This window comes from Flavobacterium salmonis (assembly GCF_903819435.1).
Taxonomy (GTDB): Bacteria; Bacteroidota; Bacteroidia; order Flavobacteriales; family Flavobacteriaceae; genus Flavobacterium; species Flavobacterium chungangense.
The window spans coordinates 15,715-38,945 of record NZ_CAIJDP010000058.1 but is presented as its reverse complement, the minus strand read 5'-3'; the positions used below and the strand labels follow the sequence as shown (position 1 = coordinate 38,945).

Genomic DNA, 23,231 nt, shown 5'->3' with positions numbered 1-23,231 from the left:
ATCAAAATTTAAAATCATGAATAAAAAGATATTATTAAGTATGCTATTTAGTTTCGCACTGTGCTTTACAGCTTGCGATAATTATCTAGACGTACAGCCGGCAACCGGTTTTACCGGGGATGAAGTTTTTAGTTCTGAAAGTGAAATACAATCTGCACTTGCAGGGGTATATACACTTATGCTGACTGATGATACGTATTCTAATCGTCTTGCCTTTGTTTTTAATCCGAATACAGATGTAGAGATGGCAGCGGTAAGCACTACTGCAGTTAATGTTAACGGCTCTGACATTGCCTGTTTTGAACCGAAACCGTATTGGACAACCCTGAATTCTACCTGGAATGCCATGTACAAGATTATCAATGCTGCGAATGATGTTATTGAAGGAATTGAAGGTTCTGATCTTTATAAAACAGCCAGCAAAACTGAGCCTTCAAAAATTACGCAAATGTATGGAGAAGCTAAAACAATCCGTGCCATGATATATTTAGATATGATCCGAATTTGGGGAGATGTTGTGTTTCGTACCAAATCATCAACAGGTGACGAGGATTTTAGAGTAGGAGTTACAGACAGAAATAAAATTCTTGAATTTCTAATAGATGATTTAAAATCGGTAGAGCCATTAATGCAATATGCAAGCGTAGTAGAGTATGGTACAGAACGCGCCTCAAGAAGTTTTAATCAGGGTTTGATTGGTTTGCTTGCCCTTACACGAGGAGGATGGACTTTACGCCCGGATAGTGATGCAGCCAGTATTGGTCATATGGTTCGTGGGGAAAATCATGAATTGTATTATGATATTGCCATTCAGTATTTAGGAAAAGTAATTAATGAAGGACAGCATGACCTTAAATTAAGTTATCGCAATTTTTGGATTACGCAAAACAATTGGGTAACTCCGGTTAATGATGATGTAATGTTTTCATTGCCATTATTGAAATCTATCTCAGGCGAATATGGCTATGCTATTGGTATTCCAATTACAGAAGGAACTCACCCTTACGGAAGCGCTTCCGGAAGTCTCAATTTAGCAGGAACCTATTTGTACTCGTTTGACAGTAAAGATTTGAGACGTGATCTTACCTGCGCACCTTATTCGTATGATGCCAATTTAAAACAGGTAATTCGTCTGGATTTAGCTAAGCTGGCTGTTGGAAAATGGTCAAAACTTTACTCAGCCCCACAAGGAGGTACAAGTACTAAAGGAACAGGTATCAACTACTCCTGGATGCGATTTGCAGATGTACTGTTGATGTATGCTGAAGCGGTAAACGAACGATTTGGTCCTCGTCAGGATGCTCAGGAATGTTTAAAACGAGTGCGCCGCAGAGCATTTGATCAGGCAGACTGGGGAGCAAAAGTAGATAGCTATGTTTCCTCAAAATCAAATCCGGATCTGTTTTTTCAGGCCATTATGGATGAGCGTGCCTGGGAACTTGGCGGAGAAAGCAAACGTAAATTTGACTTAGCCCGTTGGAATAAATACAGCGAGGTAATTTACAATCAATATAACAAATTCGTGAACTGGGGCAAAGTAGCCAATGGAGCTTATGTTCCGGGTGTAGACAATGTTCCGGGAAGCGTTTACTGGAAAGAGATTCCGGATCCAATTAATGGAGGCAGAATAATTTTAGATATAAAAGGAATTGATCCGGTTTTACAAGCCAAACCCGCAGGTTATACAGAAACGGCTTTTGCCACAAAATGGTATGCCTTAAATAACGATACGCAGGCTTATGAACCAAACAACGAGGTTAAGTGGAGTTTTAGAGGTTTCATAAACTTCAATAACGCTTCAACTAAATCTCCAAATGACCCATTGCGTTATTTATGCCCTTATCCTTCAAAAGTGATTTCGGATCATCGTGGGGCTATTCAGAATTATTATGGTTTTAACTATTAATTGAATTACATATGAAAAATTCAAAAAGAGCTATTTATATTTTATCATTCCTCAGCATGATTTTGTTTGGAGGAATGCTAAACTCCTGCCAGCAAGACGATTTTGCTTATGCTAAGGTTGGAGATTTGTTTCAGCCCAAGTTTGTGCTTACCGCACCTGTGGTTAAAAGTAATTCTATTGCTGTAGTATGGTACAAAGTAAATGATGCTGCTTCCTATACGGTAGAATTGCATTTAGACAATTACTATTCCAGTCTGTTCAAATCATATACGATTACAGGTACGCAAATTTTGATGGATGATATTCCTTATAAAACACAGTTCTACATTAGGGTTCGTGCGAATAACGACAATCCTAAATTTAATTCGCAATGGGCCTATACAAATGCTTTGACAGAAGAACGTCCGGCGTATGCTCAAATATTGAAACCTGTAGAGAAAGTAAATATTACTGAAACTGAAGTAACCGTAAGCTGGACAATCGATGCGGCTAATCCGGTAGATAGTATTTCTGTTGCACCGGCACAGTCTAAGGAAATTCCGGCTATAGGACGTAAATTGACTCAGGCTGAAATAAGTCTTGGACAGGCTAAAATTGAAGGTCTTGAAAAAAGTACAGCCTACAATGTAAATGTTTACGACAATAATAAGCCGCGTGTTTATGACAGGCCATACAATCAGGTTAATTTCCGTTCGGCAGGACCATCACCAGGACAAATTTTGGTTATGAAAGGGGATGATTTAGATGCATTGTTGAGAAAAAACAATACTGATGCCACAATTCCAGAAGGAACAGTATATTTCCTTGAAGCAGGTTCGTTATTCAAGATTACACCATTTACGATTTCAAAAGGTTTTAAACTTAAAGGTGGTACAGAAGGAGCAAAACCTCAAATTGAGATGAACGGAAACTGGAATATTACCGAAGGATCATTTTTAACCTCATTAGAGTTTGAAAACATTCGTTTCTATCAGACTATTGATGCCAGTTATTTCTTTAATAGCGGAACTTCATGGAAAATTGGAGAGGTTATCATTTACAACTGCGACTTTAATAATTTTAAACGCGGTTTCTGGAGACATCAGGGAAGCGGAAAATACAAAGAAGTAGGAAGCTTTAAGATGGAATATTGTACTCTGGATGAAGTAGGAGGTCATTCAGGAACCTATGGTACCTTTGTTCTTGGTTCTGCCGGAGCTGACAATTTTAAAGAAGCCATTTTCAAAAATTGTACTTTTATGAGAGACTATTATGGGACAACCAATAATACGTACAATTTTAAAAACCTGTTCGATTATGGTACGTCTACTTATCCAATTTATTTAGAATACACCAATGTATCGATTTATGATTATGCTTATAATCGCGGTTTGATTAATCTTCCGGCAGCTGTAGGATCTACTTTGGTTTTCAAAAATGTATTATTAGCCTCAGCTTGTGGTAAAGTTATCCAGTCAATTGCTGCAGGCAGTACAACTTCATTCAGTAATAATTATACCACTACAAATTATCTGCTGGGACCTTCGAGTATTCAGGGTACCGCATTAGGAATAAGTGCACAAGACTTATTCGTAAATCCAAAAGCAGGAGATTTAACAATCAAAGATTCAAACTCTCCAATTGTTACAAACAAAGTGGGTGATCTTAGATGGCTTCCTTAATTCCTGCTGGTTAATTGTTTAGTTAAAAAAAGAAGTATCCTAACCCCGGATACTTCTTTTTCCTACCATGTTTTTTCTAATGCTGATACCTCAGACACTTTAGTCTGGAGATAATCAGTGCCTGTTATTATAAATGTTTTTTAGTAAAAACATGTTGATTAAATACTTTTTAAAATGAAATTAAAACAATTAGTACTGTCCATAGGTCTGACAGTTTATGGATTAGGAGCAAATGCTCAGGGATGGAATGGCGATTTAGGAAACGGAAAGTACAAAAACCCTATTTTACATGTGGATTATTCAGATCCGGATGTATGTGCAGGGAAAGATGGTTATTATATGACTGCTTCCAGCTTTAACAGTTCACCTGGACTTCCGATTCTGCATTCAAATGATCTGGTAAACTGGGAGTTAATTGGATACGCATTACAAAATCAATTTCCCGTAGAGCATTATCGTACTGTTCGTCATGGGGATGGTGTCTGGGCTCCATCAATTCGCTATCACAATGGCGAATATTATATTTATTGGGGTGATCCTGATTTCGGAATTTATATGGTTAAAACCAAAGACCCGGCAGGGACTTGGGAAGACCCGGTATTGGTAAAAGAAGCAAAAGGAATCATTGATACCTGTCCGTTTTGGGATGAAGATGGAAAAGCGTATCTGTCTTATGCATTTGCAGGTAGCCGTGCGGCTGTAAAGACTGTTTTAATGTTGTCAGAACTTGCGCCAGATGGTACCAAATTAATTGGTAATCCGGCGATGGTCTTTGACGGACATAATGGTCATACAACTGTTGAAGGTTCTAAAATGTACAAGAAAGATGGCTATTACTGGATTATGGCTCCTGCCGGAGGTGTAAAACCAGGATGGCAGCTGGCCATGCGTTCTAAAAATGTTTGGGGACCTTATGAATCTAAAATCGTTTTGCATCAGGGTGATACAAAAATGAACGGACCACATCAGGGTGGATATGTTGAAACACCTAATGGAGACGGATGGTTTATACACTTTCAGGATCGTTGGGCATACGGGCGAGTTGTGAATCTTCAGCCTGTTACCTGGAAAGAAGGCTGGCCAATTATGGGAAAAGACAGCAACAATGATGGTATTGGAGAACCGGTTATGGAATATACAAAACCAAATGTGGGTAAAAATTATCCTGCGACTCCCTTGGTTACTTCAGATGAATTCAATAGTCATCAATTAGGATTGCAATGGCAGTGGCAGGCAAATCAAAATTCTGGGGAGCATTGGGGATGGTCGTCTGCTAATCTTGGATTTATGCGCCTAAACTGTATTCCCCGCAATGAGAGTATAAAATCGATGTGGATGATGCCGAATTTGTTATTGCAAAAATTTCCGGGTGCTAATTTTACTGCTACAGCAAAACTTAGTTTCGAAAATAATCCCGATGCAAAAGAGTCCGGAACTGGATTAATTGTATTTGGCGAAGATTACTCATACATCGCAATAGAGCAAGGTAAAGAAGGCGGTTTGAAATTGGTACAGCGCCAAATGAAAAACGCTCGTACTTCTAAAGATATAGAGACAGAAATAACATCTATTGCTATTGATCAAAAAAATGTGTTTTTCCGTGCCAAAGTTGAAATGGTACAAAACATTGAGCCTTATGATGCTAAAGTCACTTTTTATTACAGTACTGACGGCAAAAAATTCAAAGAATTTGGAAAACCTTTCAAACCAAGTGCAGGACGTTGGGTAGGAGCAAAGATTGGATTATTTGCAACAGGAACTAAGGCTACTAATGACAGCAGTTATGCAGATTACGACTGGTTTAGAGTAGAAGAAAATTAAAAATATGATACGTAAAATCAAATATTGTGTTCTCTCTTTGGTAGTTTGCCATTTGGCTTCATTTGGACAATCAAAACCAAAGGACAATCAAATTGCACCGATTGAATGGGCAAAAAAAATGGCTGATTCTGACCAAAAGCGTACTCCAAATCCGGTATTTCTTGATGGGGTAAAATTTCCTAAATGGAATTATACAAACGGATTGGTAACGCTTGCAAATCAGCAGTTATATGACTATACGAAAGAACAAAAGTACTGGGATTACGGAATCATGTACGCTGACCAGCTGATTGACAAGAACGGAAAAATATTGGGAGGTTATGAACTGGAAAAGTACAGTCTTGATTTAATAAACTCCGGAAAAATTCTTTTTGAAATATATAAAAAGACGGGTGAGGATCGCTATAAAAAAGCAATGGATACACTCCACAAACAGTTGGAAGGTCATCCAAGAAACTCCGATGGAGGCTATTGGCATAAAAAAAGTTATCCATGGCAGATGTGGCTTGACGGTGTTTACATGGCAGATCCCTTTTCTGCAGAATATGGAGCCGTTTTTAATGTTCCGAAGTCCATTGATGATGCGATTTTACAGGCAGAACTAATTCAAAAACACACTTTTGATTCAAAAACAGGTCTGAATTTTCATGGCTATGATGAGAAGCGTGCACAATTTTGGGCAAAGAAAGAAACAGGACGTTCCTCTTACATTTGGGGACGCGCTCAGGGCTGGTATTGCATGGCTTTGGTGGATATTTTAGATTTCGTTCCAAAGGATCATCCCAAGCGAAAAGATTTAATCAAAATTGTCCAAAAAGTGTTCTCAGCTGTTCTCAAAGCACAGGAAAAAGATTCAGGAGTTTGGTGGCAGGTGATGGATCAGCCGGGTCGAAAAGGGAATTATCTTGAATCAACCTGTTCGACCATGTTTGTTTACTCATTTACGAAGGCGTATCGAAATGGATATGTAGGTTCAAAGTTTCTGAAATCGGCAAAAATTGGTTTTAACGGAATCCAGAAACAGTTCATAAAAGAAAATACAGATGGCACTATTTCTATTACGAAATGCTGCGCCGTTGCCGGATTAGGAGGAAAGAATCCTAAAGACCGTGATGGTTCATTCGAATATTATATTTCAGAACCTATAAGGGATAATGATGCAAAAGCAGTTGGTCCGTTTATTATGGCGGGTATAGAATTACAAAAGATTTTGGATAAAAGATAATTTGATTTTCATGACTATAAAAAGCAAAATATCTCGATCTAGCCCCGATAGCAGTGAAAATCCTTTTGTGCCGGTGTTCGGCGCAAAAGATTGTAACGAATAGCGGGACTACACGCCTGAAAACATTCAATTTTTCTGCTTCAAAAAATTATAGCAGCTATTAAAACATAAATTAATTATGATAAAAATTAAAGCCGTTTCCCTCATTGGATTAGTAATGTTCTTCCTGATTTTCTGTAACGATATTGTTGCTCAAAATAAATCTAAACAAAAAAACAAGGCAGGAACAGAAATGAAACTTCCTTTTGATATGCCGGAAGTACAGCTTCCAAAGTTTAAAAAAGACACGTTGAATATTGTTGATTTCGGGGCTGTTCCAAATACGGAACAACTTTGTACAAAAGCGATTAATGAAGCTATCTCAAAATGCTCAAAATCGGGTGGAGGTGTTGTTGTGATTCCGTCAGGCATGTGGATTACGGGTCCGATAAAGATGCAAAGCAACGTAAATCTTCATACCAAAAATGGTGCTTTTATTTTGTTTACCAGTGATGTAAAACAATACAAACTGATAGAATCCTATTTTGAAGGAAACAAGGTTATTCGCTGTGAATCTCCAATTATGGGAGTTGGCTTAGAAAATATTGCCATTACAGGAGAAGGAATTTTTGATGGCAATGGTTCGGTATGGCGTCCGGTTAAAATTGGCAAAATGACCGACGGACAATGGAAAGATCTTATCAAATCCGGAGGAGTATTATCTAAAGACCGCAAAATTTGGTACCCTTCTGAAGGAGCTTATATTGGCAATGAAGAAAAAGACAAACTTCCTAAAACGGCTACTATAGAAAACATGGAGCCTTATAAACAGGCGCTTCGTCCGGTAATGGTAAGTTTGGTGAATTGTAAAAAACTGCTGTTGGATGGGGTTACTTTTCAGAATTCTCCAGCGTGGAATGTCAATCCGTTAATGTGCGAGCATGTTACTTTAAGTAATCTAACGATTCGCAATCCATGGTATTCTCAAAATGGAGATGGTCTTGACTTAGAATCCTGCAGAATCGGTACGGTAACCAACTGTCGTTTTGATGTAGGGGATGACGCGATCTGCATTAAATCAGGTAAAGATAAAGAAGGAAGGGATCGAGGAAAACCAACAGAGTTATTCGTAATTACAGACTGCGTTGTGTATCATGCTCATGGCGGTTTTGTAATTGGAAGCGAAATGTCAGGTGGTGTTAAAAATATATTTGTTAAGAACCTGACGTTTAACGGTACCGATTGCGGTTTACGGTTTAAATCAGTCAGAGGTCGTGGCGGTGCAGTTGAAAACATTTGGATGGAAGATATAAAAATGAACAATATTCCAACGGATGCAATCAATTTCAACCTGTATTATTTTGGAAAAGCAATTGATGAAGATCCGGAAACAGGCGAAATGACGGTTGAAAAAATGGCAGTTTCAGAAGAGACTCCTTCCTTTAAAAACATGTATTTCAAAAATATTTATGTAAACGGCGCCAGACAAGCTTTGAAAATTATGGGAATCCCGGAAATGCCTGTTGAAAACCTGCAATTTAAAAACATGGTTATTCGATCAGAAGCAGGGATCCAAATCAATTATGGAAGTAAAATAGATTTTGAAAATATTGATCTAAGATTGGATAAACCGGGTATAGCGATCAGTCTTTCAAACAGCCAGAATATAAATGTCGGAAGTTTTAAAGCTACCGGAGAAAACCAATTGTTTTGGGTTGGAGGTACTTCTACAAAAGAAATATCATTGAAGAAAAATGGTCAGAAAATGACTTTTGATGAAGATATAAAAGTGCTGGAGTCAATTAAAGACGAGGTAAAACTTGTTGAGTAATTAGTGATTAGTCCTTAGTCCTTAGTAAATAGTCCCTAGTGATTAGTTCTAAGCTCAGGATTATAATTAAAATATTAAAAAAATCAATTCGAGTGTTTTCTGTAATCGATATAGAAAAAAATCTATAGGGAACCGTTTTGATAGTTTACGGTTCTCTATACAATCCCGCTTTTGGGCGGGATTACTCGAACTGATGAAAATTATTTAAATATGAGAAATTAAATAGAATGAACCTTTCTCCGAAATTAAAATCGGAGCAGGAAAAAATAACTTACTAACTAAAACCAAACCACAAATGAAAAAACAATGCTTTATGTTCTTGTTACTGATGCTCTTTTCAGTAATGGGATTTTCACAAACCATTCAAAAAATTGAAGCAGAAGCATTTAATACGGCTTCAGGCGCAAAAGCAGAAAATAATGCTGCGCTTTCCGGAGGAAAAAATGTTGGATACATTAAAAATAATACCTGGATTAGCTTTACCGGACATTTTTTTAATCAATACGACAGTAGCTTTAATATTTTGGCAGCCGGAGCAACAGGAGGGACGATTGAGTTGCGATTGGGTTCGGCAACCGGAACTTTAATTGGAACTGTAACAGTAAGCGGATCAACCGGATTTACCGATTACAAAAAATTTTCAACAACAATTATACCTACAACCGGAACACATGATTTATATCTGGTTTTTAAGCATACAACCAATACGGGTTACTTATTTAATTTAGATTATTTAGAAAAAGTGACTACCATTCCGGGTGCGATTACTTATAGTTTAACTACGAATGTAAGTCCTGCCGCATCGGGTACAGTTTCTTCGAATCCCGGGGGAGTTAGTTTTGTTGATGGAACTGCCATTACTGTAACCGCAAATAAAAACTTTGGTTATAACTTTGTTAGATGGACAGATGGAAACGGAACTCCTGTTTCAACGGCAAATCCATATACTTTTACGATCACTTCAAATGCTAATTTGGTTGCAGAATATGCAGCAGTAAATACCTATAGCTTAAATGTAAATGTTGCAGGCGCTTTCGGTTTGGGCGAATATACGGTTTCTCCTGCTGGTAAAGATGGTGCATTCTCTGTTTACGAAACAGGCACAAATGTTACGATTACGGCGGTCGAAAATGATATTATTAAATTCAACAATTGGTCAGACGGATCAACTGCTTTAAGTACTGCTGTTACAATGACTGAAAACAGATCTGTCACAGGAACTTACGATAACGCAACATTTATAGCAGGCTGGACCTTCAAGAACGATCAGTATGCTAATCCAAGAATTGCCGAATTGTTTTCTAAAGTTGAAAACAAACCTGAGCTATCTGCTTATAATGTTGCAGATAATGTTTTTGCTCCGAATGTGAGACTGCAAAATAGAGGCGGGAAAAATGGTTTCTGTGTTTGGAATACGGTTAGAGGCGATTTCTTCTATTTTAGTACCTCTTTTTCAACGGTTGGATATAAAAATATTACTATTTCATCAGGGCTTATTGGTTACTATTATGGCTGTGACGAATGGACTTTTCAATATTCACTTGATGGTGTGACTTTTCAGAATATTTCAGGCTTAACAACCATAAATACAAGCTCAGTTACGCCAATCGGAGGAATACTTCCGGTTGAAGCAGAAGGAAAAGCAAAAATATATCTGAGATGGTTTCCAAATGTGAACGGACCAAAACACGGAAGTGCAACTGATGTAACTGCAACAGTATTGTCTAATGTGATAATCAAAGCAGAAGAAGTTTTAGTTTCGGATGCAGTTGCTCCTGTGCTTTTGTCTTCACTTCCTGCGAATGCTTCAACAACGGCTGGTGCCAGCGGAAATATTATCCTTAATTACGATGAAAAAGTGAAGTTAGGTACAGGATTGGCAACACTTAACGGAAAAAATTTAACGGCAGAATTTGTAAATAAAACAGTAAAATTCAGCTATTTCGGTTTAGACTATAATACACAATATACTTTTAGTCTGCCAGCAGGATTGGTTACAGATCTTTCGGGTAATAATGCTGCGGCAGTTTCTCTATCATTTAAAACAATGGAAAAACCGGTTCCTGCAAAACGTGTATTCAATTTAATTGTTGATGCAAATGCAACAGTAGATCAAATAGCTTCAGGAAAATACGTAAAAACCATTGCAGAGGCATTTACTGCAGCACCCTCGAATTCATCAGCCAGATTTTTGATACTGATTACGAACGGAACTTATAATCTTGGAGGTGACGGAACAAGCCCTCAGGGAATTGTACTTCAGCTTCCGTCAGGAAAAAATAATGTATCCTTAATTGCTCAGTCAAAAGACAAGGTAATACTTCAGGGAAATCCGGGATGGGGAATCAAGAATGCGGTTCTTTCTATTGAAGCCAATGATTTATACATGGAGAATATAACAATAGAACACAAAGACGGAATCACAACATCAGGCCAAAGACCAGCACTAAACCCTGCCGGAGACCGAAATGTATATAACGGAATCAAATTAAGAAGCAAGCAGGATACCCAGGTTACAGGCGGAAATAGAAGTTTTTACTATAAATCAACTATTGAAGGTGATGTAGATTTTATCTGTGGAGGAGGAACACACTGGTTTGAAGAATGTAAATTGACTTCAGGAGGCGGTTACATCGTGGCTCCAAATCATACTGCCGATGTTCAGTACGGATATATTTTTAACAACAATACCATTACTGCAACTACCAGTTATTATTTAGGCCGTCCCTGGCAAAATGCGCCAAGAGCTGTTTATATAAATACTACAATGGTAAATGAGCCAAATACAATAGGTTGGGCAAGTATGGGAACTTTACCGGCACTTTTTGCAGAATATAATAGTGTAAATGGAAGTGGAGTAGCGGTCAATACTGCGAACAGAACCAATGTATTTTCAGTAAGAGGTGTTAATCAGACAGGAAATTATAATCCAATTTTGACCAAAGCACAGGCAGATCAATACACTATAGAGAATGTCCTTAGCGGTACAGACAAATGGGATCCGCGTTTGGTGGTGGAACAAGTTGCTGCTCCAACTAATCTTTTGAATCTTGGTAACAACACGCTAAAATGGGATGATAATCAATATGCGATTTGTTATGTTGTAAGCAGAGACGGCAAGGTGCTGGCAATTACAACTGATGCAGCTTATGAAGATATTAGTGCAACAGCAGGAGGTAATTATGTTTATACAGTACAATCTGTTAGTGAATATGGTGGTTTGAGCGCTATCAGTACTTTGGGTACTTTGGGTTTAGGGACGAAAAATCAATCAAAAGAAGTAAGTGCATATCCAATACCGACAAATAATATCGTGAACCTAACATTGCCAGAAGGAACCGGAAGCGTAAATTATCAAGTTTATTCAATTCTGGGACAAAAGGTTAAGCAAGGTGTTTTAGCAGCAAATACAACCCGATCAGTAGATTTAAGCACATTGACTTCCGGTGTTTACATTATTAGTATGAAAAATACAGAAGGAGTAGTATATAAAGTAAAAGTGATTAAAAACTAAAAAAAATTAAATATGAAAAAACAATATTTTATTTCCTTATTACTGGTACTCTATTCATTAACAGTATTTTCGCAAACAATTCAGCGTATTGAAGCAGAAAACTATAGCGCCTACAATGGTGTATCTAAAGAAGCTAATGCGGCTCTCTCCGGAGGTAAGAATATCGGAAGTTGCAAAAATGGATATTGGGTTAAATTCGCAGGACATGTTTTTAGTCAATATGATACCCGTTTTGATATCGCAGCTGCCAGTAAAACGCAAACCGGATCACAAACAGTTGGGACTTTGGCCGGGACTGTTGAAATAAGAATAGATGCAGTTGCTGGTACTCTGATTGGTACAGCCAGTGTTAATGCGACTTCAACGGCAAATTGGACAACTTATCAAATTGTTTCTGCTGCAATAAGCCAAACGGCAGGCACACATGATTTGTATTTTGTATTTAAACCTGTCTCGGGAAATAACTATGTAGGTAATTTTGATTATTTTGAAAAAGTGACCAATGACCCCAGTGTTACCATGTATAGTTTGACAACCAATGTGAGTCCTGCTTCATCGGGAGCAATAATTGGGAATCTATCCGGTACCCAATATGCAGAAGGAATCCAGATAAGTTTGACGGCAAATCCAGAATATGGATATGTTTTTTCAAAATGGGTAGATGGTAACGGAACTCTTGTTTCGACAAATAGAACAATTACGTTTGCTATGACCGCAAATACCACCCGTGTTGCACAATTTGTGGCAGAGACTTTTCCTGATGCCGCCACTACACAAATCCTGCCTAACATACCTGCCACTCAATATGTGATTACCGAGGCATTATATGGGGGAAGCACTTTCAATCTTGATAATGCGGCAGCTATAAATGCAGCTATTATTGCCGCAAACGCTGCAGGAGGGGGAACCGTTGTCGTTCCTGCCGCTGCTTCACCTTTTTTTAGTGGTCCCATTACGATGAAAAGCAATGTTAATCTTCAAATTTCGGCCGGTGCGACCCTACAGTTGATGCCTTACGGAAACGGAAATGGATCTCCTGCCGGTTCTTATCCAAACAGCGGAACAACGGATAGTTATACAACCTTTATTTATGGAGAAAACCTTACCAATATTGCCATAACCGGAGGGGGAACTATAGAAGGAGATGGCAGCGCCTGGTGGACAGCCTTTGATGCTACTGGTATCGGCCGTCCGGGGATAATACGTTTTAAGGCCTGTAATAAGGTTTTAATTTCTGATATTACAGTACACAACGCCCCAAATGTTAGTCTTACCATGGGAAAAAGCGGCAGTGGCCGTGGTGGAAACGGAACAATCAAAAATGTAACAGTTATTGCACCGGAAACTGCTCCAAACACAGATGCACTGGATGTATGGTACTGGGACGGATTGGATGTGCTGAACTGTAAATTCTCTGTGGGTGACGATGATGTGGCAGTAGATGCCAATTCTCAGAATATTAAAATTAAAAATTGTGCTTTTGGTGAGGGTCACGGTGTTTCGGTGGGAAGCTACACTTCTAATGTAAACAATGTTTTTGTCGATAATTGCAGTTTTAACGGCACTTCCAACGGATTCCGTCTGAAATCAGCTATTGATCGTGGGGGAAATGAAACTACATTTTACTATTCGAATGTTACGATGGAAAATGTATCGACTCCGTTTGCAATTACAAGTTGGTATCCAAAAGAGCCTACAGCGTCACCATCAACATTAACTCCCGGAACAGTTACAAGTACAACACCAACCTGGAAAAATATTACGTTCAAAAATATTACTGTAAACAATTCAGCCAATGCAGGAGTACTTTATGGTTTGCCGGAATCCCTTATTACCAATGTTGTTTTCGATAATGTGAAGATTAGCGCAAAGAAGGGAATGGTTGCCAATTTTGTAACAGGGCTTGTATTCCAAAACTGCTCTTCTATTAGTATTCCTAATGGTGATGCGATTATTCCTTATAAAGCAGAAACAGTAAACGGAAGCAACACAATAAGCGGCATCAATACAACGACTGGAGTTCCAACATCATGTAATTTATCAGTGAAGGATGTAAATTTTACTAATAAATTTTCTTTTTATCCAAACCCGGTAAAAGGCAATGATTTTACAGTGAGTACTGACACAGGGATTGAAAAAATTGTAATTTATAATCTTTTCGGTGCAAAAATAAAAGAGATGAAAGGGAATGATTCAACTCAACAAACCATTAATGTTGAAGGATTTTCTGTGGGTTACTATTTTATACAAATTATATTGGATAATGGTAAAATTAAAACAACGAAGTTTATCAAAGAATAAATTGATTACTGTCAGTATATTTGAAGTTCAATCCTATTATTGATTTTGATTACATTATTTAATAAGCAAAAAATGAGATTTGATAAAATCATTTTCGTTCTAATTTTTTTTCTGTGTTTCCAAATTTGGGCACAGAAGACAGTAAGTGTTATTCCAAGAGATACTTCTTTTGCTGCAGCAAATGAGTTTAAGAAGAACCTCAGGCATTTTCCGGATATCAAAGTAGCTAAAGATATCTTACCGGCAGGAGTTGTAGAACACCGACAGATTATTTACACCACATTAAAAAACACTCCTTTTGGAGACAGGGATTTGCATGTCGATGTTTTCTCTCCAAAGAAATCAGGAAAATATCCTGCTTTGATTATGGTTCATGGCGGAGGATGGCGATCGGGAGATAAATCATTACAAATTCCGATGGCACAAAAATTAGCTGCCAAAGGCATAGTAACAGTATGTGTAGAATATCAGCTTTCGATGGAAGCAAAATATCCGGCAGCTGTTTTCAATATCAAATCGGCTGTCAGATGGATGCGGGCAAATGCAGAAAAGTATCATATTGACCCTAATAAAATTGCTATTTCCGGCTGTTCGGCTGGTGGACAGCTGGCAATGTTGGTCGGACTAACAAATGGGGTGCAATATAAAGAAGGCGATCATGGAAATTTAGGTTTTTCAAGTGAAATTCAGGCTATTGTTGATATTGATGGGGTAGTCGATTTTATGGCACCATCGTCTCTAAATTTAAACAGAAAACCAAATTCTCCGGATGTAGAATGGCTGGGAGGTACATTTTATGAAAAGCCCGAAATCTGGAAAGACGCTTCCGGTATTTTTTGGGCAAACGAAAATTCCTGTCCCGTTTTATTCATTAACAGTGGATTTTCGAGATTTCATGCAGGTCAGGACGAGTTAGTCGGGATGATGAAAGAATGGGGAATTTATACCGAAGTTCATAAATTTGATGTAAAAATGCATCCCTTCTGGCTGTTTGAACCCTGGGTTGATCCTACGGTCAATTATATCTATGATTTTTTAATTAAAAACTTAAATAAATAATGAATTCAAAATTTACAGTTTCAATTTTTTGCATTGCTGCCAGCCTTATGATTATGGCTTTCACAATAAAAAAATCCAATATAACAACCGTTTATCTAATCGGGGATTCGACTATGGCAGATTATGCCAATAATTATGAACCGGGAAAAGATTATATGAAAACGAGATATCCGGTGACTGGCTGGGGACAGGTTTTTCAACAATTTTTTGCGAAAGACAGTTTAAAACAAGTAAAGAATTTAATAAAAACAGATAGTGTTTTTGTAGATGACCGGGCAAGAGGAGGAAGAAGCACCAGAACATTTTTTCAGGAAGGACGCTGGAGATCCGTATATGAAAACCTTAAAAAAGGAGATGTAGTTATCATGCAGTTTGGACATAATGACGGAGCTGTAGATAAAACAGAAAGATATGTAGATGTTGAAGGGTACAAAGAGTTTTTAAGGCTTTTTGTATCGCAGGCAAGAGAAAAAGGAGCATATCCTATTATCCTGACTCCTGTAGCAAGGAATTTCCCGTGGAAAGAAAATATTTTAAACAATGCCCATGGCGAATATGATAAAGCACCCAAAGATGTTGCCACAGAGATGAAGGTTTCTTTAATAGATTTAAACAAAGCTTCAAGAGAATTTTTTACCAAAAAAGGACAGCCTTACGTTACTGAAAACTACTTCATGAATTTACCCGCAGGGGTATATGAAGCCTATCCGGAAGGCCAGAAAGACAACACTCATTTTCAAACAAAAGGAGGAGTTGAGGTAGCCAGATTAGTTTTTCAGGGGATGAAGGAATTAAACTCTAATTTTAAAAAATAAAATATACGGTAGGGTCCTAAAAATGCACGAAGATATATTTTTCGTGCATTTTTTTATTGCTGACTATTATAGGTTTTATGATTTTAAAAATGGCAGTTGAGCCTTGGAGAATTTAAGGACAACCAAAATACGCTATAGATGATTTGTGAAAATAATTTTATTATATTCGGAAAATAATAATATGCAATATAATTTACACTAATTTACCTAAAATGGGTTGAATATATGATTGATTTTATTGAACACATGTATGAATAGAAAAATATCATTTACTAAAAAAACGGTTTTTGTAAATCCTCTCTATAGCTTCCATAACAGAATGAATTACAATATTATAGACGAAAATTCGATAAAGTCTACATTGATGATTATGTCAACTTTGACAGGAGAGCTACAGACTGAGGGCAAGACATATCATATTAAGCCAATTTCTAAATTTTTCACTGTTAAAGGATTTGAGATTCTATTAGAATCAAATAAAATTGGGAGTATTGAATATTGGGGTTGGATATGGAAGAAACCGAAATTAATCATTAATATTCAAGGAGATGATCAGGTTTGGATCTTTGAAAAAAATGAACCAGGACTATTTCGAAAACGAACTAATCCTTACATTACGAAAATGAAATATCAGGGTAGAGAAGTAGAATACAAAATTGAATCCGATAATTCAACTAGTGAAAAGGAGAGCTTAAGAAGATTAAGCGGAACAGCTTCTTTTAAAGAAGAAGATAGATTGCCATGCCAATTAGGGATTTATCTCAATGAACTTCTTATTTTCGATGAGATGGATAAATAAAAATACCTACAACCCTCGTGTATGTCTATTATAAGTTTAATGAATATTAGCATTTTTTTAATTTTTTGAAAAGCAGAAAATAATTCGTTTTAAATCGACAACTATATATGAAAAGTTTGGGGAAAGAACGCAAAAACTACTAACAGCAACTTCCTCAAATTGCTGGCTTTGTTTTTATGGGAAAGAGTTTTTTCCATAACTTCGTTTTTATTTCCATAAGCAGTAGATAGTTGTGAACCGTTGATAATGCTATTTCAAAATTTCAAAATCATGAAAAATATTTTAATTACAATCTTGCTTTTATTTTCATCAATTAGTTTTGGACAGAAAAAGAGCTTAAATGAAGATTTAATTTTATTTGAGAAAACAGTAGCAATACAAGAACTATTGCATGATGAATTATATCAAATTGTAAGTGCAAGAGACACGGTTGGCATAGATAAGGACGAAAAAATAAAACAGAATTTTTCTATTGAAATCAAAGAAAAAATTCTAAATAAAGTAATTAAAAACTACACAGAATTAATAGCAGAATATCCAAAATCAAAACTTATTTTCAGGGCTTTAAATAACAAAGGATTTGCAGAATTTGAACTTGAGGATTACAAGAATGCTAAAAACACTTTTTTAAAAGTCTTAGAAAGTGAAGCAAATGACAAAGAAAAAGGTGGAATTGGCTCAGGATTAATGGGAGAGCCCTATGCAAATTATAAAAACAGAGCTTGCAAAATACTTGCTGATTTAGAGATAAAAAATAAAAATTTTCAAGGCGCAATAAGTTACCTTGATTTAACTAAAAAATATCCATATCGCCATTTTTGCGGAAATGAATTCGCTGCGGAAGAAATTTATATGGCGCAAATGTACTCTAAATGTTATTTGGGTCTAAATCAAGAAGAGAAAGCTTATGATATTTTAATACCAAACATTATTGAAAATGGTTTAGCAAGTAATTCTGAACTTGTAAATATTACATTCAATGCTTTGCTGAAAAACCACAAAAAAGAAGATTTAAAAGCCCAATTAGAAAATTCTTTTAAAAATGTTACAGCAACAAAAGAAACCAGAAATAAAAATGAATATACTTATTACTACATAAATTTCTTAAATAGAAAAATTGAGTTAAGTTACTGGAGATTGGGCGGAATGATGAACGAACAAGAGAGAGGGCAAATAATCGCTGAAATTCAAAATAATTCTGAATTTTATAAATTGTTGTCTGAATAAAAATACAGCCGACATTCTTGATTAGTCAAGATTAGTCAGTATAAAACGGCTTGCTGATTTTTTGAGTAAAAAATATTTATAAAAAATAATTGAGTTATAAAGACAAAAATAGATTGTGCAAGAAACCATAACCACAACTTGTTATCTTGTACAGCAACACAAATTTTAACAGAAAACTTAAGACAACCTAATATAATAACAACCATAATGAAAAGTAAAAGATACTTTATTCTATTTATACTTGTAATGAGCATTAATTATTCAAAAGCTCAAACTAAAATGATTGTATCAAAAAAGCATACTTTATTGGTAGATATGCCTAAAAACTGGATTCAGGTTCAGGATGGTCCTGTTCCTTTTTTTATTGTCCCTGATGAAAAAAATGTAAGTGATAAAACTTATATTTATGTTTTTGGTAACGATTATGAAACCGCACCTGAAATTGATAATTGGATTGAAATTGAAAACCAATATCAAAAAGAAAACAATAAAGGAGTAAAAATTGGAGAGCAGGAATTAAAATTCGAGAATATTCATAAAGATAATTTTTTAACCGGAAAATATAAGGTTATAACATATGATTATTTAGACAAAAGCCAGCAAATTACATTAGTCATAGAATGTAAAACAACTATTGTTATTGTGGTACTGAATACAATTGATGAAGACGAAAAAAATAAATACATGAAAGACTTCATCGATATTTCAAAAACAATCAAAATTATGAATTCAACTGTTAAAAATTAAGTTTCACAGCCGAAATTAAATTTTAATTAGTTATCGAATTTGTTGCAGGAAGCTTTTCCAAATGCTAAAAAAATGAAGAGAAAACAAGCTGTCATAGTATTAATTATAATTTTGTTCACTTCAGTTGGCTTTTTTGTACAATCTAAAGAACCAAAAAATGATGATGAACGTTTCATTAGCTATACCGTTAATCCAAAAAAACTAAAAGTTGAATTTTATTGGAAAAACCAGGAAGGTGAAAATTTTAAAAATGCTGAAAATCTAAAGGTTGAATTGACAAAACAAAAAAGAGAACTTGTTTTTGCAACCAATGGAGGAATGTATAAAAAAGACAGCTCACCACAAGGGCTCTACATTGAGAATAAGGTTAAGAAAGTTGAAATCGATACAACTCAAGGTGAGGGAAATTTTTATCTTAAACCAAATGGAGTTTTTTACATAACTACTAACACAACACCAATTATTTGCTTAACAAATGATTTTACAGATAATGGTAAAATAAAATATGCCACGCAATCAGGGCCAATGTTAGTAATTAACGGAAAAATTCACCCCGCTTTTAAAGAAAATTCGACAAACTTAAATATTCGAAATGGTGTTGGAATTCTCCCAAACAACGAAATAGTATTTGCAATGTCCAAAAAGGAAATAAATTTCTATCAGTTTGCAGAATACTTTAAAAAACTAGGTTGTTTAAATGCCTTATATTTGGATGGATTTGTTTCACGAACGTATTTACCAGAAAAAAACTGGATACAAACAGATGGTAATTTCGGAGTGATAATTGGAATAACAAAATAAATTATTACAATAACCCGTTGTGTGAAATTGATTAAAAAAATTGATTTGACTAAAAAAAGTATAAAATCGTGAGTAAAACATCATTTTATAACTTAGGGCATTGATGTCATCCTGAGCGGAGTCGAAGGCTTTTGAATACGAAAGGGCTTCGACTAGGTTTATCCTGAGCGAAGACGAATGGACGCAGCCAGACACTTATTTTTAATTTCACCCAACGGGTTACAATAATATTTAAAAGTAGTTTTGAATGAATTGAACATTAGTCAGTAACCATATTAATAAACATAAATTAAAAATGACATTTAATAAAATATTAAAAACCGATTTAGGAGTTACTGAAGTTATTGACAAACTAAATATTGTGACAGAAAAATTTCATACAAACTCTGGAAACAAATATAAATTCGAAGGTAAGATATACAATTCCGAATTTCAAATATTTCCAACTTTTGATTATGGATCCAGAAATCAATTACGTCCAGAAATCAATGGAAAGATAGAAAAGCATGAAAACTATAGTTTAGTTAATTTAAAATTTAAAGTGCAAGACTATCTAAAACTTCCAATATTTATAATTATAATTTTGAATTTAGCTTTTGCAATATTTCTTTTTATAAAACCAATTAGCAGCTTTTTTACCTGGAATTTTTTTATAATATTATTATCGGCTGCATTCTTAATTTTCTACATAAGTTTTAAAGTTAAAATTGAATCATCAACAAAACTATTGTGTCAAATTCTGACTGCAGAAATAATAGGATAAATGTCTGCTAAAAGCTCTTACCTGAGATTGGGGTATTGGTTTAGTTTAATCTTAAATCTTTTGTAACTGCTGTATATTTGTAATAATGTTTGAGAATTCAAAAGTCATCAGATCATCTGTTTTGTTTGTCATTATAAAATTTTCCTCCAGTAAACCAATAAAGTTTATTTGGAGGATTAGATACCATTTTTAAAACGAGGGATCTTATTTTATTATGAATCCATCATTTGTTAATTAGGAGGAAGGCATGTAATTATCAAACTCCTGTTCTCACTCTTTCCTCTTCATTTCCGGTTCTTCTTTTTGCAACATTTACTTTATTGCTTCCAAGCTTATAGTTGAAAGACAATTGCAGGTATTGGGTATCAAAATAATAGTTAGAATCACGATATATCCCATTAACAGTTGAATTAAACCTCATTTTGTCGGTCTTAAAAATATCATTCGCTTTCAGGGTAATTTTTAAATCTTTATTAAGTAATAAATATTGGGCAGAAAGAGAAGTTGAGCTGGATAAATCAAGCCTGTTAACACCATAAGTCCCTACAGGCATACACTGGAAATTGAAATTTAACAATACTGTTTTTTCCTTATTTAAAACAAAATCATTATTGGTAGAAAAGTTGGAGTAAAAACCATCCACGCCATTTGCCGGTATATTAATAGTTTCGGCAGTCAAATAATTTAAAACAAACGTAGTGTAACTGCTCCACCAGCTAAATGTATCGAAAACATAGAGTTCTGAAATCCCATATCTTTTTATATTAAACATATTTCTATTAGTCAGGCGAACAACAGAAGTATTGTCATCAGGCAGTCCTATTTGGTTATACATATTATTTTCTATACTGTAATAAAGCTTGCTTTCTAATTTTTTATAGGAATAAATCAGTTCAAAATTATCTACAAAATAAGGCCTTAGAACAGGATTTCCCTCAACGCTCAAAAATGGGGTTACGTAAGTTATGTTTGGGTTCAATTCTGAAAAATTAGGACGTCCTATCCTTTTTCCGTAACTAAATCTGTATGTAGAATTTTCGGCAGGAGAGTAGGATAAATTGATTGTAGGAAATAGTTTTATGTAATCATTATTTACCACTGCATTTAAATTTCCATCATGCGATTTTGTTTGGGTAGCTTCCATCCTCAGTCCGGCCTGTACTTCCAAATTTTTAAATTTTTTATTTGCAGAAAAATACAACGCCTGAACATATTCGTCATAATCAAATCGATGGCTTATTTGCGGCATATCGGTTACAGGATTATCGACAAGTCCGCTATTGAATGCTGCAATATTATTTTCTGTATTTGAAACTGAAATTTTTCCTCCCGTACTCCAATCAGCAAATTTGGCAGGTAATTCGAGATCAATTTTAGCAGAATAATTATTAGTGCTTTGCATATTATTGTTGATTCCTTTAAAATACTGGATATTGTACGGATCCCTTATTTCCGAAGTTCCTTTGTAAGGTCTCGAATCATTATTTGAAAAATTAAAATAATCCAGATTCAGGATAATTTTCTTTCCAATAGAATCAAGTTTAATTTCATTAAAAAAGTTTATGGAGTGAAAATCAGGTTTTTGATTAGAATTTGTCGCAGCTGTTATATTTTTAAAAGGGACATCGTTATGATATTCATAAACAAATGATCCTGCAGGTCTGTTAGCTTTTGTTTTATTAAGATTTGTAATGTACTGAAAGCCAAAAGCCCAATTAGAAGTTGCAGCATACTGTATACCCAGGACTCCGTTTAACCTGTTGTAATCTCTGTTAAAGGTTTGTTTGGTGTTCCAAAATTCGTCAGAAAAGTAAATATAATCCTGATAATCAAAAGACTCTCCGCCGTTTCTGTAGTTTAATGAAGAATTAAGGCTTAACTTATTCTTATTGTACATAAAATTACTGGTAACCGATCCCTCATCATCTTTGGATCGATGCAGATAAGTACTTCCTAGAGTAAGGCTCCAGGCATCTTTTTGAGATTTTTTCAGTTTAATGTTAATTAATCCGCTCCCACCAGCAGCATCATATTTAGCTGGTGGTGTTGTAATGACTTCAATACTTTTGATATTATCAGCGGGAATTGATCTTAAGAAATTCGCCAAATCTTCTTCACCAAGTTCCAGCATTTTGTCATCAATCAAAACCCTTATTGCTTGTTTACCAACAATGGTGATGTTCTCATTTCTAACCTGTACACCAGGAGTAATTTTTAAGGCTTCCAGAGCATCACCACCAACTGCGCTGATTGTATTTTCTAAATTAAAAACAAGTCGGTCAACCTTTCTTTCTATGAGTTCTTTCTTTTTTGAAATTACGACCGTTTCTAATGTATTTGTTGTATTTACAGGTATGTTTCCTGCTTCAAAATCCGAATTCAATTCAATGTTTTTTGCGTATAAGATTTCTTTAAATTGACGAATTTCTAATTTGTAAATACCTTTTTGATATTCGATATTAAATTCACCTTTTTCATTTGTCAGGGAATTAATCAGCGGAACTGACTTGTCTGAGAATAGAATGACTTCGGCATATTCTACAGGATTATTTTCTATCGTCACCACTTTTCCGGAAATTTTAACCTGTGCCACTATTGCAGTACTCAGCATGAATGCTATAAACAAAAACATGTTTCTCATCTTAAAAAATTAATTATTAATAATGAGGGCAAATATCCGGGAGTCAGCTATTTTAAAGGTTTTAGTTTATAATGAAGTAGT

The 23,231-nt window shown here is 35.4% G+C and carries 15 protein-coding genes; 14 read left to right on the top strand and 1 reads right to left on the bottom strand.

The genetic code is table 11. The features are described from left to right. Positions 1-16: 16 nt before the first annotated feature. From FLACHUCJ7_RS04220 to FLACHUCJ7_RS04155, 14 genes are all read left to right on the top strand, one after another. Positions 17-1,906: a RagB/SusD family nutrient uptake outer membrane protein gene (locus FLACHUCJ7_RS04220; protein WP_180908016.1), complete on the top strand. Its 1,890-nt coding sequence runs from the start codon at positions 17-19 to the stop codon at positions 1,904-1,906. An 11-nt stretch (positions 1,907-1,917) separates the two neighbouring features. After that, positions 1,918-3,567, top strand: a complete 1,650-nt coding sequence (locus FLACHUCJ7_RS04215) for a DUF5123 domain-containing protein (RefSeq protein ID WP_180908015.1) — start codon at positions 1,918-1,920, stop codon at positions 3,565-3,567. 174 nt (positions 3,568-3,741) lie between these two features. Continuing rightward, positions 3,742-5,388 (top strand): glycoside hydrolase family 43 protein, encoded by a 1,647-nt coding sequence (locus FLACHUCJ7_RS04210; RefSeq protein ID WP_180908014.1) that lies wholly within the window; start codon positions 3,742-3,744, stop codon positions 5,386-5,388. A 4-nt stretch (positions 5,389-5,392) separates the two neighbouring features. Next, positions 5,393-6,613, top strand: coding sequence for a glycoside hydrolase family 88/105 protein (locus FLACHUCJ7_RS04205; protein WP_180908013.1), 1,221 nt, complete (start codon positions 5,393-5,395; stop codon positions 6,611-6,613). Between the two features lie 178 nt (positions 6,614-6,791). Further along, positions 6,792-8,483, top strand: a complete 1,692-nt coding sequence (locus tag FLACHUCJ7_RS04200; protein ID WP_180908012.1) for a glycoside hydrolase family 28 protein — start codon at positions 6,792-6,794, stop codon at positions 8,481-8,483. Positions 8,484-8,778: 295 nt separating this feature from the next. After that, the gene (locus FLACHUCJ7_RS04195; protein ID WP_180908011.1) at positions 8,779-11,997 is read left to right on the top strand and encodes a pectinesterase family protein; all 3,219 of its coding nucleotides are present in this window, start codon (positions 8,779-8,781) and stop codon (positions 11,995-11,997) included. 12 nt (positions 11,998-12,009) lie between these two features. Next, positions 12,010-14,298, top strand: coding sequence for a glycosyl hydrolase family 28 protein (locus FLACHUCJ7_RS04190; protein WP_180908010.1), 2,289 nt, complete (start codon positions 12,010-12,012; stop codon positions 14,296-14,298). A 72-nt stretch (positions 14,299-14,370) separates the two neighbouring features. Then, positions 14,371-15,357, top strand: a complete 987-nt coding sequence (locus FLACHUCJ7_RS04185; protein ID WP_180908009.1) for an alpha/beta hydrolase — start codon at positions 14,371-14,373, stop codon at positions 15,355-15,357. Continuing rightward, positions 15,357-16,172, top strand: coding sequence for a rhamnogalacturonan acetylesterase (locus FLACHUCJ7_RS04180; RefSeq protein WP_078227585.1), 816 nt, complete (start codon positions 15,357-15,359; stop codon positions 16,170-16,172). Before FLACHUCJ7_RS04185 ends, FLACHUCJ7_RS04180 begins: the two co-directional genes overlap by 1 nt. A gap of 250 nt (positions 16,173-16,422) precedes the next feature. Then, positions 16,423-16,971, top strand: a complete 549-nt coding sequence (locus FLACHUCJ7_RS04175; RefSeq protein ID WP_180908008.1) for a hypothetical protein — start codon at positions 16,423-16,425, stop codon at positions 16,969-16,971. Positions 16,972-17,241: 270 nt separating this feature from the next. After that, positions 17,242-18,198, top strand: a complete 957-nt coding sequence (locus FLACHUCJ7_RS04170) for a tetratricopeptide repeat protein (protein ID WP_180908007.1) — start codon at positions 17,242-17,244, stop codon at positions 18,196-18,198. Between the two features lie 279 nt (positions 18,199-18,477). Continuing rightward, entirely contained in the window at positions 18,478-18,945 is a 468-nt protein-coding gene (locus FLACHUCJ7_RS04165; protein WP_123921988.1) for a hypothetical protein, read from the top strand. 72 nt (positions 18,946-19,017) lie between these two features. Next, a complete protein-coding gene (locus tag FLACHUCJ7_RS04160; protein WP_078227988.1) occupies positions 19,018-19,746 on the top strand; it encodes a phosphodiester glycosidase family protein in 729 nt (242 codons plus the stop codon). Between the two features lie 295 nt (positions 19,747-20,041). Next, on the top strand, positions 20,042-20,509 hold the full coding sequence (locus FLACHUCJ7_RS04155) for a hypothetical protein (protein ID WP_078227589.1): 468 nt from the start codon (positions 20,042-20,044) through the stop codon (positions 20,507-20,509). Between the two features lie 256 nt (positions 20,510-20,765). On the opposite strand, the gene FLACHUCJ7_RS04150 is transcribed toward FLACHUCJ7_RS04155, so the two are convergent. After that, positions 20,766-23,150 carry a TonB-dependent receptor gene (locus FLACHUCJ7_RS04150; RefSeq protein ID WP_180908006.1) on the bottom strand — a complete coding sequence of 795 codons (2,385 nt, stop codon included), beginning with the start codon at positions 23,148-23,150 and terminating at the stop codon, positions 20,766-20,768. Positions 23,151-23,231 lie beyond the last annotated feature (81 nt).